Origin of the sequence: Pandoraea horticolens (genome assembly GCF_902459555.1) — a bacterium.
GTDB lineage: Bacteria > Pseudomonadota > Gammaproteobacteria > Burkholderiales > Burkholderiaceae > Pandoraea > Pandoraea horticolens.
Map to the genome: position 1 here is coordinate 364743 of NZ_CABPSM010000002.1, position 15717 is coordinate 380459.

General features: G+C 62.1%; 12 protein-coding genes and 1 other RNA gene. 8 read left to right on the top strand and 5 right to left on the bottom strand.

The genetic code is table 11. The features are described from left to right. The first annotated feature begins 79 nt into the window (after positions 1-79). The gene (locus PHO31112_RS05520; protein WP_150619576.1) at positions 80-1306 is read left to right on the top strand and encodes an MFS transporter; all 1227 of its coding nucleotides are present in this window, start codon (positions 80-82) and stop codon (positions 1304-1306) included. Positions 1307-1373: 67 nt separating this feature from the next. On the opposite strand, the gene PHO31112_RS05525 is transcribed toward PHO31112_RS05520, so the two are convergent. Next, a complete protein-coding gene (locus tag PHO31112_RS05525) occupies positions 1374-2282 on the bottom strand; it encodes an aspartyl/asparaginyl beta-hydroxylase domain-containing protein (protein ID WP_246177758.1) in 909 nt (302 codons plus the stop codon). Positions 2283-2409: 127 nt separating this feature from the next. On the opposite strand from PHO31112_RS05525, the gene PHO31112_RS05530 reads away from it, so the two are divergent. The 5 genes from PHO31112_RS05530 to PHO31112_RS05550 all read left to right on the top strand — a co-directional run bounded on the left by PHO31112_RS05530 (position 2410) and on the right by PHO31112_RS05550 (position 9325). Continuing rightward, positions 2410-4497, top strand: coding sequence for an extracellular solute-binding protein (locus PHO31112_RS05530; protein WP_425495161.1), 2088 nt, complete (start codon positions 2410-2412; stop codon positions 4495-4497). 44 nt (positions 4498-4541) lie between these two features. Then, positions 4542-5597, top strand: a complete 1056-nt coding sequence (locus PHO31112_RS05535; RefSeq protein ID WP_150619579.1) for a microcin C ABC transporter permease YejB — start codon at positions 4542-4544, stop codon at positions 5595-5597. Between the two features lies 1 nt (position 5598). Next, a complete protein-coding gene (locus PHO31112_RS05540; RefSeq protein ID WP_150619580.1) occupies positions 5599-6711 on the top strand; it encodes an ABC transporter permease in 1113 nt (370 codons plus the stop codon). Then, entirely contained in the window at positions 6708-8303 is a 1596-nt protein-coding gene (locus PHO31112_RS05545; protein ID WP_150619581.1) for an ABC transporter ATP-binding protein, read from the top strand. Before PHO31112_RS05540 ends, PHO31112_RS05545 begins: the two co-directional genes overlap by 4 nt. 311 nt (positions 8304-8614) lie before the next feature. Next, positions 8615-9325 (top strand): C40 family peptidase, encoded by a 711-nt coding sequence (locus PHO31112_RS05550; protein WP_150619582.1) that lies wholly within the window; start codon positions 8615-8617, stop codon positions 9323-9325. A 155-nt stretch (positions 9326-9480) separates the two neighbouring features. Here PHO31112_RS05550 and PHO31112_RS05555 read toward each other — a convergent pair whose 3' ends face one another. Continuing rightward, positions 9481-10551 (bottom strand): patatin-like phospholipase family protein, encoded by a 1071-nt coding sequence (locus PHO31112_RS05555; protein ID WP_246177760.1) that lies wholly within the window; start codon positions 10549-10551, stop codon positions 9481-9483. Between the two features lie 473 nt (positions 10552-11024). Between PHO31112_RS05555 and PHO31112_RS05560 the strand changes: the two genes are divergently transcribed. Beyond that, a complete protein-coding gene (locus tag PHO31112_RS05560) occupies positions 11025-12080 on the top strand; it encodes an extracellular solute-binding protein (protein ID WP_150619583.1) in 1056 nt (351 codons plus the stop codon). Between the two features lie 156 nt (positions 12081-12236). Here PHO31112_RS05560 and PHO31112_RS05565 read toward each other — a convergent pair whose 3' ends face one another. From PHO31112_RS05565 to trxA, 3 genes are all read right to left on the bottom strand, one after another. Further along, on the bottom strand, positions 12237-13241 hold the full coding sequence (locus PHO31112_RS05565) for a tetratricopeptide repeat protein (RefSeq protein ID WP_150619584.1): 1005 nt from the start codon (positions 13239-13241) through the stop codon (positions 12237-12239). A gap of 233 nt (positions 13242-13474) precedes the next feature. Beyond that, complete coding sequence (gene rho / locus PHO31112_RS05570) at positions 13475-14737, bottom strand: transcription termination factor Rho (RefSeq protein ID WP_150559269.1); 1263 nt, start codon at positions 14735-14737, stop codon at positions 13475-13477. A gap of 190 nt (positions 14738-14927) precedes the next feature. Then, a complete protein-coding gene (gene trxA, locus PHO31112_RS05575; RefSeq protein ID WP_010807316.1) occupies positions 14928-15254 on the bottom strand; it encodes a thioredoxin TrxA in 327 nt (108 codons plus the stop codon). Between the two features lie 291 nt (positions 15255-15545). On the opposite strand from trxA, the gene ffs reads away from it, so the two are divergent. After that, positions 15546-15644, top strand: an RNA gene (gene ffs / locus PHO31112_RS05580) — signal recognition particle sRNA small type. The last annotated feature ends 73 nt before the right edge of the window (positions 15645-15717 follow it).

Here is a 15717-nt window from a genome sequence, read left to right on the forward strand (position 1 = left end):
TGCCTCGCAGGCACCGGGGGTGTCGTTTTTTCGAAGGTCATCGTCATGCGCGCTGGCCTTTCATAGGAGCCTTTACGAGGTGTCTCACTCAGTCGCGCCGGTTTCCAGATTCTGGTTTCCCTTCTCGCTTGTGCTCTTCGAGTTTGCCGTCTATATCTCGAACGACATGATCATGCCCGGCATGCCGCTGGTAACGCGCGAGTTCGGCGCGTCGGCGGACATGACCACGCTGGCGCTCACCGCCGCCATGCTCGGCAACGCCAGCCTGCAATGGCTGCTCGGACCGCTGGCCGATCGCTTCGGACGCCGTCGCGTGCTGCTCTGCGGCCTCGCGATGTTTGTCGTGGCGTGTCTGGCGATGCACTACGTACAGACGATGCCGCAATTCATCCTGCTGCGTTTCTTGCAGGGCATGGGCTGCTGCTTCGTGCTGACGGTGGGGTATCCGACCGTGCACGAAGCTTTCGAAGAGAAGACGGCGGTCCGTGTCATGGCGCTCATGGCGAACGTGTCGCTGCTCTCGCCGTTGTTCGGACCGCTGGCGGGCGCTGCGGTCGTGTCGTATTGGCCGTGGCGCAGTATCTTCTGGCTGATCGCCATCGTGGCCGTGTTCTCGTTCATCGGGTTGTATCGCACCATGCCGGAACTCTCGCGCCATGATCGCGGTGCGTTGAACGCGAAGCAACTCTGGGCGGGCTACAAGCTGCCGCTCTCGAGTGCACGTTTCTGGCGTGGCGCCGTGCTGACGGGGCTTGCCGTGACGCCGCTGCTCACCTGGATCGCACTGGGTCCGGTGTTCCTGATCGAGCGCGCCGGTTTGTCGCAGATGCAGTACGCCGTGCTGCAAGTGCCGGTGTTCGCGGCGTTGATTCTCGGCAACGTGTTGCTCGCACGTCAGGTCGGCCGCTGGTCCAATGGCCGGTTGCTGGCGACCGGCGTGGCGGCCATGTTGATCGGTGCGGCGGTATCGCTGATTGGAACGGCGATTCTCGCGCCGGGTTATCCGGCGTTGCTCGTCGGCACGTCGCTGCATGCGTTCGGGATGGGTATGTGTTACGGCGTGGTCTATCGGCAGTCGTTATTCGCCGTCGACAGTCCCAATCGCGCCACGGTGGCCGGCATGCTCAGCATGATCACCATCGTTGTCGCGGTCGCCGTGATCGAGGCGATGAAGGTAGCGTATCTGCGTTTTGGGGATTCCGCGCTCGGCATTGGCGCGATGATGGCCGCGGCGCTCGTTGCGGTGCTGGCGGCGAACTTCGTGCCGCCGCCCGCGCAGGACGCGCTTGCCCAACCCGGACGGTAGTCGGCAGTCAGGCCCGAAATAAAAAACGCCAGCGGAAAGTTCGCTGGCGTTTTTTTGTGTGCGGGGTTTAACCGTGTGCGCGTTCGTCAGCGACGGCTTGCGCTCGATGCGAGTCCGCATGTTCGGCATGTTCGACCTGCTCGACCTGTGCCGCTGGAGTGACCTCGGGCGCGTTTGCCGCCGGTATGTTGGCAGCGCGCTGCGTGGTCGCGGCGGGCGTGGCGTAGTAGTCGCGCTCCCACTTTTCGTGATTGGTCTTGGCCTGCTGCAACTCCGGTGTTAGCGGGGCGAAGGCGAGCAGCAATTTGTTGAGCCAGGACACCGGCGCTTTGCATGGGCGCTCGAAATCGACGAACAGCACCACGCGGGTCTCATCCGTATCGTTATGCACCTGATGCGGGTACGCGTCGTCGAAGATTACTGCGTGATTCGTTTGCCAGACATAGCGTTGGCCATCGACTTCGATCCAGCAATTCTCGCGTTGGCGCGGCACTTTCAGCGCGAGATGCAAGCGCAGCACGCCGTTGTAAGGTCCGCGATGCAGCGGGATCTGCTTGCCGGGCGAGAGGATGGAGAAGAACGCAGTGCGCAGACCGGGAATGTCTTCGAGGGCGGCTGCCGTGGCCGGGCAACGTGAGAGATTGCGTTCGGCACGCATGCCGTAGCCGAGAAAGACAAAGGTCTGCCACTGATGGTCTTGCGTGATGGTGGCGACATCGGGCGAGATCTCGTGAAATGCGGGCAGGCGTCCGGGGGTAGCCAGGATGGTTTCGAGTTCTTTGGCGATTGCCGGGGCCTGTGCTTCGATGGCTTCGACCCAGGGGAACTGGGCGTTATCGAAGATGGGTTTGTCGCCGACCAGCGAGCTGCGAGCAATGCGGCGTTGCGCGGCTTCGACACACTGAAAGAAAAATCTGGCGAGCCAGCGGGGAAGAGTACGGTTGGGGTTCTGCACGGGCGATCGTGTAGCACTCAACGTCGGCCTCCAGGGCGGAAATAAGGGAACCGGGCCGGCGGGCAAATGCCTTTCAGTGCGGTGAACGCCGGGCTTTTGGGTACAATTGTCGCGCGGTCCGACCGTGCCGCCAACCCTCATGCGGGAAATGTGCGTGACGGTGTGGTTACGAGACGTTACCAGATGTCGCGGCGGAGCGAAGGGGAGGGGGCTGGATGCGTCCGGGCCCCGACAGTCTGGCGCACGCGCCGACCAACACAGGAGACGCATGAACGCGCGCACCACACGGCATCCACACACAACGCGGGGCTCGCTCCGTGGCTTCGTGTTTTCCCTGACGGTTGTTCCGGTGCTTGCCGCAGGCCTGTTGCTGGCCCCCGCGGCCTACGCCAAGTACGCCATCGCGCAATACGGTGAGCCCAAGTATCCGCAGGGGTTCACGCACTTCGATTACGTCAATCCCGACGCGCCGCGTGGCGGCACATTGACATTGGCGAACCCCGACCGCCGCACCAGCTTCGACAAGTTCAACCCGTTCACGCTGCGCGGCACGTCGCCGCCGGGGGTGCTCGGTCTCATGTTCGAGACGCTCGGCATTGGCAGTGCGGACGAACCCGCGACCGTCTACGGTCTGCTCGCCGACGACATCGCCGTGGCCCCCGATGGCACCTCGGTCACGTTCCACATCAATCCGGCGGCGCGTTTCAACAATGGCGATCCGGTGACGGCGCAGGACGTCAAGTATTCCTTCGATACCCTGATGGGTCCGCAGTCCGCGCCGGGTTTCAAGGTCATGCTCTCGGACGTGAAGGGCGCGACTGTCCTCGACAAGCGCCGCGTGCGCTTCGACTTTCGTCGCGTGAGCCCTGATCTGCCGCTGCTCGTGGCAACGGTGCCGGTGTTCTCACCCAAGTGGGGGGCAGGCGCCGATGGCAAGCGCAAGGCATTCGACGCTCTGACGTTCGAGACACCGATTGCGAGTGGCCCCTATCTGATCGAGTCGTACGACGGCGGGCGGCGTATTACTTTCCGGCGCGATCCGAAGTATTGGGGGCGCGAGCTGCCGGTACGACGGGGCACGTACAACTTCGATCGCATCGTCTACAAGCTCTACTCCGACGACATCGTGCGACTCGAAGGCTTCAAGGCGGGCGAGTTCGATGCGACCACCGAGTTCCGCGCCCGAAGCTGGGTGCGCAGTTACGTGGGCAAGCGCTTTCGCGATGGCGAACTGATCAAGCGCGAGTTCGCGCATCACAATGCGGCCGGCATGCAGGGCTTCATCCTGAACGTGCGCCGCGACATGTTCCGCGACGTGCGTGTGCGCCGCGCGCTGGGCCTCGCGCTGGACTATCAGTGGCTCAACCGGCAACTGTTCTACAACCAGTATCAGCGCATCTACAGCTACTTCACCAACAGCGATCTCGCGGCGCGCGGCATGCCGAGCGAGGCGGAGTTGAAGCTGCTCGAGCCATTGCGCAAGAAGCTCGATCCGGCCGTGTTCGGGCCGATGGTCGTGCAGCCCACGACGAACCCGCCTGCGAGTCTGCGCGAGAACCTGCGCGAGGCGCGGCAACTGCTGGCGCAAGCGGGCTGGACTTATCGCGATGGCGCTTTGCGTAACGCGAAGGGGGAGCCGTTCGTATTTGAGTTTCTCGACGACGGCGGTGCGATGGGACCGGTCGCGTCGGCTTACGCGCGCAATCTCGCGAAGCTCGGCATCACACTGAACTTCCGCACGAGCGACTTTGCGTTGTATCAGAAGCGTATCGAGACCTTTGACTTCGACATGATTTCGTTGCGCTATCCCGATTCACAGATCCCCGGCACGGAGTTGATCGATCGCTTCGGCAGTCAGTCGGCCAATGTGGACGGCTCGGACAACGTCATTGGTCTGAAAGACCCGGCCGTCGATGCGCTCGTGGCTTCGCTCGTGCGCGCGCATACCTATGAAGACCTCGTGGCCTCCGCGCGCGCGCTCGACCGGGTGCTGATGCACGGCTACTACATCGTCCCGAACTGGTTCTCGTCGACGCATCGCATGGCTTACCGGCAATATCTGCGTTTCCCGGAAAAACTACCGCAGTACTACACCGCGGAAGGCTGGCTCGTGTCGATGTGGTGGGATTCGCGCGTCGGGCAGGGCAAGGCGGTAACGTCCGCTGCGTCTGAGGTGCCTGAGGCGTCCGGTGCGCCTGTTCCCCCGGCCCCCGCCGCTTCTGCGGCGTCCCGATAGATTCTCCCTGAGCGCCAGACACCGACAGGAGCTGTCCCCCAACCATGTGGTCCTACATACTCAAACGGTTGTTGATCATGATTCCGACACTGCTCGGCGTGATCACGCTGACCTTCGTCGTCATTCAATTCGTGCCGGGCGGCCCGGTCGAGCAGGTGATGCTCGAACTCAAGGGCCGCGCGGGCGGTGGCGGTGAGGCGAGCGGCGGAGGCGGTAGCGATTATCGCGGACGGCGCGGTATCGACGCGCAACAACTCGCGCAGATCAAGGCGCTCTATGGCTTCGACAAGACGCCGGCGGAGCGCTACTGGCTGATGCTCAAGCGCTTCGCGAAATTCGACCTGGGCGACAGTTACTTCCGTCACCAGAGCGTGTGGTCGCTCATCGTCTCGAAGTTGCCGGTGTCGATTTCTCTCGGGCTGTGGACGTTTTTCCTGACGTACCTGATATCGGTACCGTTGGGTATCGCCAAGGCGGTGCGTAACGGTTCCCGATTCGACACGCTCACGAGTCTGGTCGTGCTCGTCGGCTATGCCATCCCGGGCTTCGTGCTCGGGGTGCTGCTGCTCGTGCTCTTCGGCGGGGGCACGTTCTGGCAGTTGTTCCCGCTGCGCGAACTCGTCTCCGATAACTGGAGCGATCTGTCGTGGCCGGCAAAGATCACCGATTATCTGTGGCACATCACGCTGCCGGTGACGGCGTCGGTCGTCGGCAGTTTCGCAGTGATTACCATGCTCACGAAGAACGCCTTCCTCGACGAGATTCGCCGGCAGTACGTGCTGACCGCGCGCGCCAAAGGTCTCTCGGAGCGCAAGGTGCTGTTCAAGCATGTCTTTCGCAATGCGCTGATTCCGCTGATTACCGGCTTTCCGGCGGCGTTCATCGGCGCATTCTTCGCTGGGAGTCTGCTGATCGAGACGCTGTTCTCGCTCGACGGACTCGGCCGCCTGTCGTACGAATCGGTTCAGCGTCGCGACTACCCGGTCGTGCTCGGCTCGCTGTATCTGTTCACACTCATCGGCTTGCTGACCAAGCTCATCTCCGACCTGTGCTACGTGCTGGTCGACCCGCGCATTCAATTCGATCGACTGGAGCACTGACGTGACCCGATCCGCCACGCCATCGCCACGCCCGTCGTCGTTCGCCTCAACGCCATCGCCTTCGCCATCGCGTTCGCCGCGCTGGCGCGTCTGGCGGCGCTTTCGCAGCCATCGAATGGGCTATTGGAGCCTTGTCGCGTTCGTCGTGCTGTTCGGCATCAGCCTCTTTGCCGAGGTGATTGCCAACGACAAACCGTGGGTCGTTCGCTACGACGGGCAGTGGTATTTCCCGCTCGTGAAGACGTATCCCGAATCGACCTTCGGCGGCGACTTCCCGACTCCGACCGATTACCTCGATCCCTTCATCGAAGGCCGTATCCGCGCAGGCGAGAACTTCGCGATCTATCCGCCGGTGCGCTACAGTTACGACACCATCAACTATTTCGCGAAGGTGCCCAATCCGGCGCCGCCGTCGTCTGAGAACTGGCTTGGCACGGACGACCGCGGGCGCGACGTCTTCTCGCGGCTGCTCTACGGGTTCCGGCTATCGGTGATCTTCGCGCTGGCGCTGACCATCTCCGGCACCTTGCTTGGTATGCTGGCCGGTGCCGTGCAGGGCTACTACGGCGGACGCATCGACCTGACGCTGCAACGCCTCATCGAAGTATGGGGATCGCTGCCCGAGCTGTATTTGCTCATCATTTTTGCGTCGATTTTCGAGCCTCATCTGTGGCTGCTCTTCGTACTGCTCTCGCTGTTCGGCTGGATCGGGTTATCTGATTATGTGCGTGCCGAGTTTCTGCGCAATCGTCAGCTCGATTACGTTCGTGCGGCGCGGGCGATGGGGCTTTCGAACTGGCAGATCATCCGGCGTCACGTATTGCCCAACAGCATGACGCCAGTGATCACGTTCCTGCCGTTCCGCATGAGCGGAGCGATTCTGGCGCTCACGAGTCTCGACTTCCTCGGGCTTGGCGTGCCGCCGCCCACGCCAAGCCTCGGCGAGTTGCTCAATCAAGGGAAAGCGAATCTCGACGCGTGGTGGATTTCGCTGGCCACGTTCGTCGTGCTGGTGCTCACACTTCTGTTGCTCACGTTCATGGGAGACGCCTTGCGAAATGCGCTCGACACGCGTATCGCGGACAAACAGGCCGCGGCCGGGGGGGCGATGTGACCGCGCCGTTGCTCAGTATCGAAAACCTGTCGGTGCGCTTCGGCGACACTGAAGCGGTGAAGGGCGTGAGCCTCGCCATCGAGCGCGGCGAGCGCGTCGCGCTGGTCGGTGAGTCGGGTTCCGGCAAGAGCGTGACGGCACTGGCCATCCTGCGTCTGTTGCAGGACGCACAGACTCAGGGACGCGTCATGCTCGACGGCGTGGATCTGGCGTCGTTGAGCGAGCGTGCCATGCGTGGGGTGCGCGGTAACGACGTCGCCATGATCTTTCAGGAGCCGATGACCGCGCTCAATCCGCTGTATCCGGTTGGTGAGCAGATTGCCGAGGCGCTCGAACTGCACGAGGGACTCTCTTCCAGAGACGCCAAGACGCGTGCGGTGGAGTTGCTGCGCCGCACGGGCATCCCCGAGCCGGAACGCCGTGTGTCGCACTTCCCGCATGAGTTGTCCGGCGGCCAGCGCCAACGCGCCATGATCGCCATGGCGCTCGCCTGCCGTCCCAAGTTGCTGTTGGCGGACGAGCCGACCACGGCGCTCGACGTCACCATTCGCGCACAGATCATCGAGCTGCTGCTCGAATTGCAGCGCGACGCCGCTGAGAAGCGCGGCATGGCCGTGCTGCTCATCACGCACGACCTGAATCTGGTGCGGCGGTTCGCGCAACGCGTGGCGGTAATGGAGAAGGGCATGCTCGTGGAGTGCGCCGATACCGAGACGCTCTTTGCGAATCCGCAGCATCCGTACACAAGGAAACTCATCGACAGCCGCCCGCAACGCGAGATTCATCCCGTGCTGCCGATTGCGCCGGTGTTGCTCGAAGCGCGTGGCGTCGCGGTGGATTATCCGATCTCACAGCCCGGTATGCGCGGCTGGTTCCGGCGCGGGCGGTTCCGGGCGGTGCATCCGGTCGATCTGGCATTGCGTCAGGGAGAGACGCTTGGCGTGGTGGGCGAGTCGGGCTCCGGCAAGTCGACGCTCGCGATGGCGTTGCTCGGGCTTCAGCGCGCGAGCGCCGGACAGATCGAGTTTCAGGGCGAGCCGCTTTCGTCCTATCGTGGCACCGCGCAGCGCACGTTGCGCTCACGCATGCAGATCGTATTTCAAGACCCGTTCGGCTCGCTGTCGCCGCGTATGACCGTCGAGGAGATTGTGGGGGAGGGGCTCGCGCTGCATCGTCCGCAGCAGACGGAGGACGAGCGGCGCACGCGCGTGGCGGACGTGTTGCGCGAGGTGGGGATCGATGTACGCGCCATGTCGCGTTATCCGCACGAGTTCTCGGGCGGCCAACGGCAGCGGATTGCCATTGCGCGCGCACTCGTCGTCGATCCGCAGATTCTCGTGCTCGACGAACCGACCAGCGCGCTCGACGTCTCGATTCAGCAGCAGGTGCTTCATCTGCTCGCCCAATTGCAGATCAAGTACAACCTGAGCTACCTCTTTATCAGTCACGATCTGGCGGTAATGCGGGCTATGGCGCACCGCGTTCTGGTGTTTAAGGACGGACATCTGGTGGAGCAGGGGGATACGGAATCCGTATTTTTTGATCCGCAAAACGATTACACCCGGGAACTGGTCGCGGCGGCCATGTTGTAGGCCCATGACGTAGCAATGAAACGTCACGTAACGTCGCGGAACGTCGGCTAAATCTCAAAGGCTTGATTGGTAATGAGAATTTTCTGGTTGTATTGATTGTTTTTTTCTATTACCTTTTGACATCATGTGACGTTCACATTACTATCGCCTACCAATAAAGTTGAATATTCAACGAGTTAACAGGTCAGTTCAGACGACAAGTTCGGCGGTGGGTCTGGCCGGGCGTGACTCGATGGTATTCGACATGGCAGCATCCTGTTGCACCTGACGAGCTACTCATCGGCCATCCGACACACTCAACCCGGCGACCAATGCAGACGACGACCCCTTCGCGCACCCGCAAGACTCTCCTTCTCGCGTTCACTGCCGCTGGCCTCGTCACCGCTTCGTTGACAGCGAAGGCTGACGATTACAACAATGGCCCGAGCCCCGCTGCTCGGGCAGCTGCCGCCGCCATTCAGGCCGCCAACGCTTCCCAGAACGCCACGACCAACGCTGCCACGGCAGGCATGTCCGATGCCCCGCAGGCGGCTGTCGAAGAGTCGCGCGTGCAACGTGCGCAGAAACTGCTCTCGAACGTTACCGACAAGGCATCAGACGTCGTACTTGGCGCGTTGAACTACATCGGCGTGCGCTACAAGTACGGCGGTAACACGCCGGATAGCGGTCTGGATTGCAGTGGCTTCGTACGCTATGTGTTCCAGGACACGCTCAATTTCATGCTGCCGCGCCGCTCGGAAGAAATGAGCCAGGTGGGCGAGCGTATCGCCAAGACCGATCTAAAGCCGGGCGATCTGGTGTTCTTCAACACGATGCGCCGTAGCTTCTCGCACGTTGGCATCTATATTGGCGGCGACAAGTTTGTGCACGCTCCGGCCACGGGCGGCAAGATTCGCGTGGAAGACCTGCGTGAGTCGTACTGGTCGGCCCGTTACAACGGCGCTCGCCGCGTCGAAACGCTCAAAGCCAGCGCCGAACTGACGCGTGTCGAGCAGCTCTTCAAGAACGACCACCCGATGTAAGCTGCGGTGTCCGCTGAGTCAGTGGACATCAACGCGAATGAAAAAGCCGCCCAATGGGCGGCTTTTCTTTTGAGGCATCCGGCCCACGATGGGGCTGGTTAGACGCGTTCTGGCAACCCTGGTCCGCGCGTGGCGGCCCGGCGGGGGCGCCCCCTTCAGCGCGAAGCCTGAGGCATGCCGCGCGTAGCGTCCGTCCGTGCGTCGGCCAGCTTACGCTGAATCTCCGGCCATAGCTTCGCAACGGCTTCCTCTCCGGCGAGAATCGCTCGGTTGCGGCCCTGGAAGTCCGAGGCTGCCATCTTTGCCAGCGACGGGCGAATCACGATGTCGGCGTTTTTCTCCAGTTCGTACTGCTTGATCGACTGTCCCATGATCGTGAACGTTTGCATGAGGATGTCGAACTGGCCCTGTGTCGCTTGTACGGTCGGATTGGCCGAGATATCGACCGCAATCACGAAGTCGGCGCCCATCTGCCGGGCATATTCGGCAGGCACCGGGGCGACGAGACCACCGTCGACATAATCGCGAGCGCCAATGCGTACGGGTTCGAACACGCCCGGCACGCTGCTCGAAGCCCGCACTGCCTGACCGGTGTTGCCGCGACGGAACAGGATGGGCGCGCCGCTCTGCAAGTCGGTGGCCACAATGCCCAACTGACGCGGCATCTGCTCGATCGGACGGTCCTTGAGGATCTTGTTGACGTAAGACTGCAGCGCTTCACCGCGCAACATGCCGCGCGAGCGGAAAGGCATAGTCCAGTCGCTGATCGACGCCTCATCCATCGTTGAGGCCAGACGATTGAGCTGAAAGCCGTTCAGCCCGGAGGCATACATCGCGCCAACGACGCTGCCCGCGCTGGTGCCAACCACGATGTCTGCGTGAATGCCACGTGCTTCCAATGCCTTGATCACCCCCACATGCGCGAACCCACGGGCCGCGCCGCCACCGAGCGCCAGGCCAATCTTCAGCGGCCGTACAACCTTGGGCGGAGCGATCGGTGTGGCGGGTACTGCCGGCGCCTGCGCAACCGGCGGTGTCGAGCTAGTGGGCGTGGCAAGCGCATTGCCCTGCGAGTCGATCGGCGGGGCGCTGGCACACCCGGCCAGCACGGCAGCCATGGCGAGGGCGCTCAGGGCCGTGCGCGGGGATGTGGTAAGCCGGCGGCGGCGCGCGAGGGCGGGCCGGGGCGAAGACGACATGGCGGGGGCACTGTGGGCGGTCGGCATGAGCGCGCGACGCAAAACTCGAATCAACGACAACAAGGGGAAACTCCGGCTAGGCAGGACTGACGTCCGCGGTACCGTTTATCGTGGGGATGAGAGGGCACCGGCGCGCGTCGACGTGCAATTTTACGGCGATTGGAGCAACGCAGGCGCAATTCGGTTCACTTTTCGAGGGGGACATCAAAGTGCGGGCGCCTGCTAGGGAACCCTTCGCGCCGTGGCTCGTCTTATCAGCCGCAACACGCGTAGTGTGCTAGCGTCCGTCGGTGCCTTGATGCGCAATCGCGCCAACCGTGTTGGCGACCCCGACGCCTCTTCCTCTCGCGGTGGTTATCGCGGTAAATCTCACGCTGCGTCGCATCCTCGTTCCGAATAGTGAATATCGAAATAAATGAAAATGGGAATCATTTGTGTTGATGGTCGTTTTTCATTATGCTGTTCCTCTCTATGAAACTACGACTGCGGGAGAATGGCCCATGAAGGCGAAGACGATCGGCAAACTGGCGCGACTGATGGTGCTCGGCACCACGATGGCGGCGGCATTCGGCGTGCAAGCAGACACCGCTGGCGTGCTGAACCTGTACTCGGCGCGTCACTATCAGACCGACGAACAGCTTTTCGGCACGTTCACCAAGCAGACCGGCATCAAGATCAATCGGATCGAAGCGGACGATGCGGCGTTACTGGAGCGTCTGAAGAGCGAGGGCGCCAAGAGCCCGGCGGATGTCATCCTGATGGTCGACGCCGCCCGTCTTGCGAAAGCTGACGAAGCGGGGCTGTTCCAGCCGACCAAGTCGGCCATACTCGATGCACGCATTCCGGCCAAGCTGCACGCCGCGAGCACCAAGGCGGGTACCGACTGGTACGGCTTTTCGACGCGCGCCCGTGTGATCGTCTACAACAAGGACAAGGTCGACCCGAAGACGGTCCAGACGTACGCGTCGCTCGCCGAGCCGTCGCACAAGGGGCAGGTCTGCACGCGCTCGGGCTCGCATCCGTACATGCTCTCGCTGGTTGGCGCGCTGATCGCCCGTGAAGGGGCCCAGGCGACGCAGAAGTGGGCCGAGGGCATGGTGGCGAACTTCGCCCGCGCGCCGCGAGGTGGCGACACCGATCAGATCAAGGCGGTAGCAACCGGCGAGTGTGGCGTGGCCCTGGCGAACTCGTACTACTACGTGCGCATGGCGCGCTCGGACAAGCCGGAAGACAAGGCCCTGATGTCGAAGGTCGGCTTCATCTGGCCGGATCAGGCGGGTAAGGGCACCCACGTGAATGTGGCGGGCGCAGGCATTGCCAAGCACGCGCCGAATCATGCGAACGCCGTGAAATTCCTCGAGTATCTGGCGAGCGACGAAGCCCAACAATACTTCGCAAATGGTAACAACGAGTGGCCGGCGGTGACGACGACCAAGGTCGACAATCCGGCGCTTGCCGCGCTTGGCGAATTCAAGGCGGAAGACGTGCCTATCGGCACGATTGCGAAGCATCTGCCGGAAGCGCAGCGCATTCTGGATCGCGCAGGCTACAAGTAAAGCGACAGGGGGAGCCCCCTCTGTCGCTGACGTGCGCCGTTGGCATGTGCGCCCAAAAAACAAAAGGGCACCAGGAGAATTCCGGTGCCCTTTTGGTGTTTACGGTGTTTGCGGGGCTGGCGGCGTTGCCGTTCACCGCCGGCCACGACGACCGGCTTAGTCGACTTCTTCTTCGCCCGGTTGATACATGTGGTAATCGCCCGTGGCGTAGACACCCTTGTAGGGCGTAGGCGACTCGTCTTCGTGATCGATCGGATGCGTCTCGACGATGCGCAGCGATTCGCGGACTTGCGGCGGCTCGCATTCTGCGATCAAACGCAGTGCTTCTTCTGCGTCGTCGGCCACCACATCGTAGGTGGTGACGAATTCGGGGGCCGGGCCATCGGGATCTTCGTCTTCCAGCGGCTCATACCACTGGCCTTCCACGATCAGATGCATCGCGTGGGCAGTGTCCGACTGGGCGTCGCGTGCGGCACGCAGCGCCCACAGGGCAGCGTCGCTCCACTTGTACAGTTGCACGGCTTCCAGCGCGCTGGCGAGCGCCTTGTCGTTCTCGCCCGACTGCTTGTAGGCAAGCGACAGCTCGGCAACGACGTCGGCCATCGAGACGTTGCTGCCTTCGTCGCCGGCTTCGTGCTTGTGCAGCGCCTCGTAGGTGGCGATGGCGGCTTTCGGCTCGCCTTGCGCATTGAACAGATGCATGCGCAGCGCGATGGCATTTTCGATGAAGGTGCGGCCAGCCTGCGCAAGGTGCGGGCTTTCGAGCACACGATCGAGCCGCGTTTGCGCCGACGCTAAATTGCCGTGGCGGGCGAGGGCGTTAGCGTGATTGAAGTCGACGATCACGAGGTCTTCATCCGGCGCGCAGTTGCTGGCGGCCTCGTAGGCCTCGATGGCGGCGGGGAAGCGCCCGAGATCGGAGCGATAGTTGCCGAGCAGTTGCCAGAGCAGCCAGACGCCCGGTGCATGGGCGACGCCGGCTTCGAGCACGGCCACTGCCTGTTCCATTTCGTCCATATCGGCGTAGGCCATTGCCTGCACCTCATAGGCGCCCGAGTACTGCATCGACTCGAGCCGTTTGCCGACCTCCAGGGCCGATTCGGGATCGCCGGCTTCAAGGTGGGCAAAAGCTTCCGCCATCAATTCGTCTTGCTCGGACATTGCAAATTCTCCTTCGGGAACAGCTTTAGAGGGAAGGCGTACCGGCGGCCAGTGCGCGGTACCGTCCCATCATATAACAGTCATCGTGACAGCCCGCACCGCTGCGGCATGGGGTGCGGTGACGCTGAAACGGGGCGAGAAATAGGGGGGGGGGGCGGCGCCGAGAACACGCGCCGTAATGAAAAAGCCGCGACAGGTGTCGCGGCTTTTTCGCTTGATGTGCCGGGGTGGAATCAGCCGCCGCGGCGCATCAGGTCGAAGAACTCTGCGTTGTTCTTCGTCTGCTTGATCTTGCCAAGCAGGAATTCCATGGCTTCGGCCTCGTCCATATCGTAGATGAGCTTGCGCAGCACCCAGATCTTTTGCAGGATTTCCGGCTTGATGAGCAGTTCTTCGCGGCGCGTGCCCGACTTGTTCAGGTTGATCGCCGGGTAGACGCGTTTTTCCGCGAGGCGGCGCTCGAGGTGCACTTCCATGTTGCCCGTGCCCTTGAATTCTTCGTAGATCACGTCGTCCATGCGGCTGCCGGTTTCAATCAGCGCCGTGGCGATGATCGTGAGCGAACCGCCTTCTTCGACGTTACGCGCAGCGCCGAAGAAACGCTTCGGGCGTTGCAGCGCGTTGGCGTCCACACCGCCGGTGAGCACCTTGCCAGACGCCGGGATTACGGTGTTGTAGGCGCGGGCCAGACGCGTGATCGAGTCGAGCAGAATGATGACATCCTGCTTCATTTCGATCAGGCGCTTGGCCTTCTCGATCACCATTTCGGCGACTTGCACGTGACGCGTGGCCGGTTCGTCGAACGTCGAAGCGATCACTTCGCCCTTCACTGAGCGCTGCATTTCGGTCACTTCTTCCGGGCGCTCGTCGATGAGCAGCACGAAAAGCTTGGCTTCCGGATGGTTGGTGGCAATCGCGTGAGCGATGTGTTGCAGCATCACGGTCTTGCCCGACTTCGGCGAGGCCACGAGCAGACCGCGCTGGCCCTTGCCGATCGGGGCAATCATGTCGATGATGCGGCCCGTCACGTTCTCTTCACCGCGAATGTCGCGCTCAAGCAGCAGCGGCTTGTTCGGGTGCAGCGGCGTGAGGTTCTCGAACATGATCTTATGTTTCGAGGCCTCGGGCGGGTGGTCGTTGACCTTGTCGACCTTCACGAGCGCGAAATAACGTTCGCCGTCCTTCGGCGTGCGCACTTCCCCTTCGATCGTGTCGCCGGTATGCAGGTTGAAACGGCGGATCTGCGACGGGCTGATATAGATATCGTCCGTGCTGGCCAGATACGACGTCTCGGGCGAGCGCAGAAAACCGAAGCCGTCCGGCAGCACCTCGAGCGTACCGTCGCCATAGATGGTTTCGCCGGTCTTTGCGCGCTTCTTCAGAATGGCGAACATCAGCTCCTGCTTGCGAAGGCGGTTGGCGTTCTCGATCTCGAGGCCATTCGCCATTTCAAGCAGTTCGGAGACGTGCTGGGACTTTAGTTCGGATAAATGCATACGGAGGTGCCGTCCGTTGGACGACAAGTGAAGTATCAGGGAAAAAAGATGAGCGAACGCTCGAAGAACTTTGAGATGCTTTCCGCCGGATTATATAGCAAGCAGCGCGGGGCGCAAGCGCTGTGCCGTTTGTTGGGCGCCGGGGTGTCGCACGGCGACGACAAAGGCCCCGGCTGCCTTCGGCTCAGGATTACAGATGCTGGTCGAGGAATGCGGTCAGTTGGCCCTTGGCCAGGGCGCCGACCTTTTGGCCCGCGACGGCGCCGTTCTTGAACAGGATCAGCGTCGGGATGCCGCGGATGCCGAACTTGGCCGGGGTCGCCTGGTTGTCATCGACATTCATCTTGGCGATCTGCACCTTGTCGCCGTATTCCTTGGCCACGTCTTCCAGGATCGGGGCGATCATCTTGCACGGACCACACCATTCCGCCCAGAAGTCGAGAAGGACCGGCTTGTCTGAATTCAAAACGTCCGCATCGAAGCTGGCGTCGGAAATGTGCTTGATTTGTTCGCTCATGAGTAAAGTTGCCTCGTCTGACTATTCGGAAACGTCCGGCGAAAACGGCTCGCTTTCACCGACGCTAGAGATGTCACCCGGTTTCGCCGGGCGTGCATTCTCCATATGGAGGCTGCAATCGCGTGCTTCAATAGCGTACGCCAATGCAGTTTGTGCCCATCTTAGCGGAAATCGCAAACGCTTGCGCGCGGTGCCTCACATGCCGCAACACCGCCGGCGGGCGGTCATGTACGGCGCTCTCGCGGAAATTGAGCTTCTGTTGACGCGTCGACTCTGGTAGAATTCGTTCCTGACGGGCCTCCTCGCATGGTGGCGCGGCCAATCTGGTCAGGTCGGGAACGAAGCAGCCACAGCCGTTTTCTACCAGTGCCGAGGGTCAGGCTCGTCACCTACCTCCTTGTTTTATCGGTGTTCTTCGCGCGTTCTGCGCAATTTCTTCTCTCGCTTGGCGCTGTCGTCTATC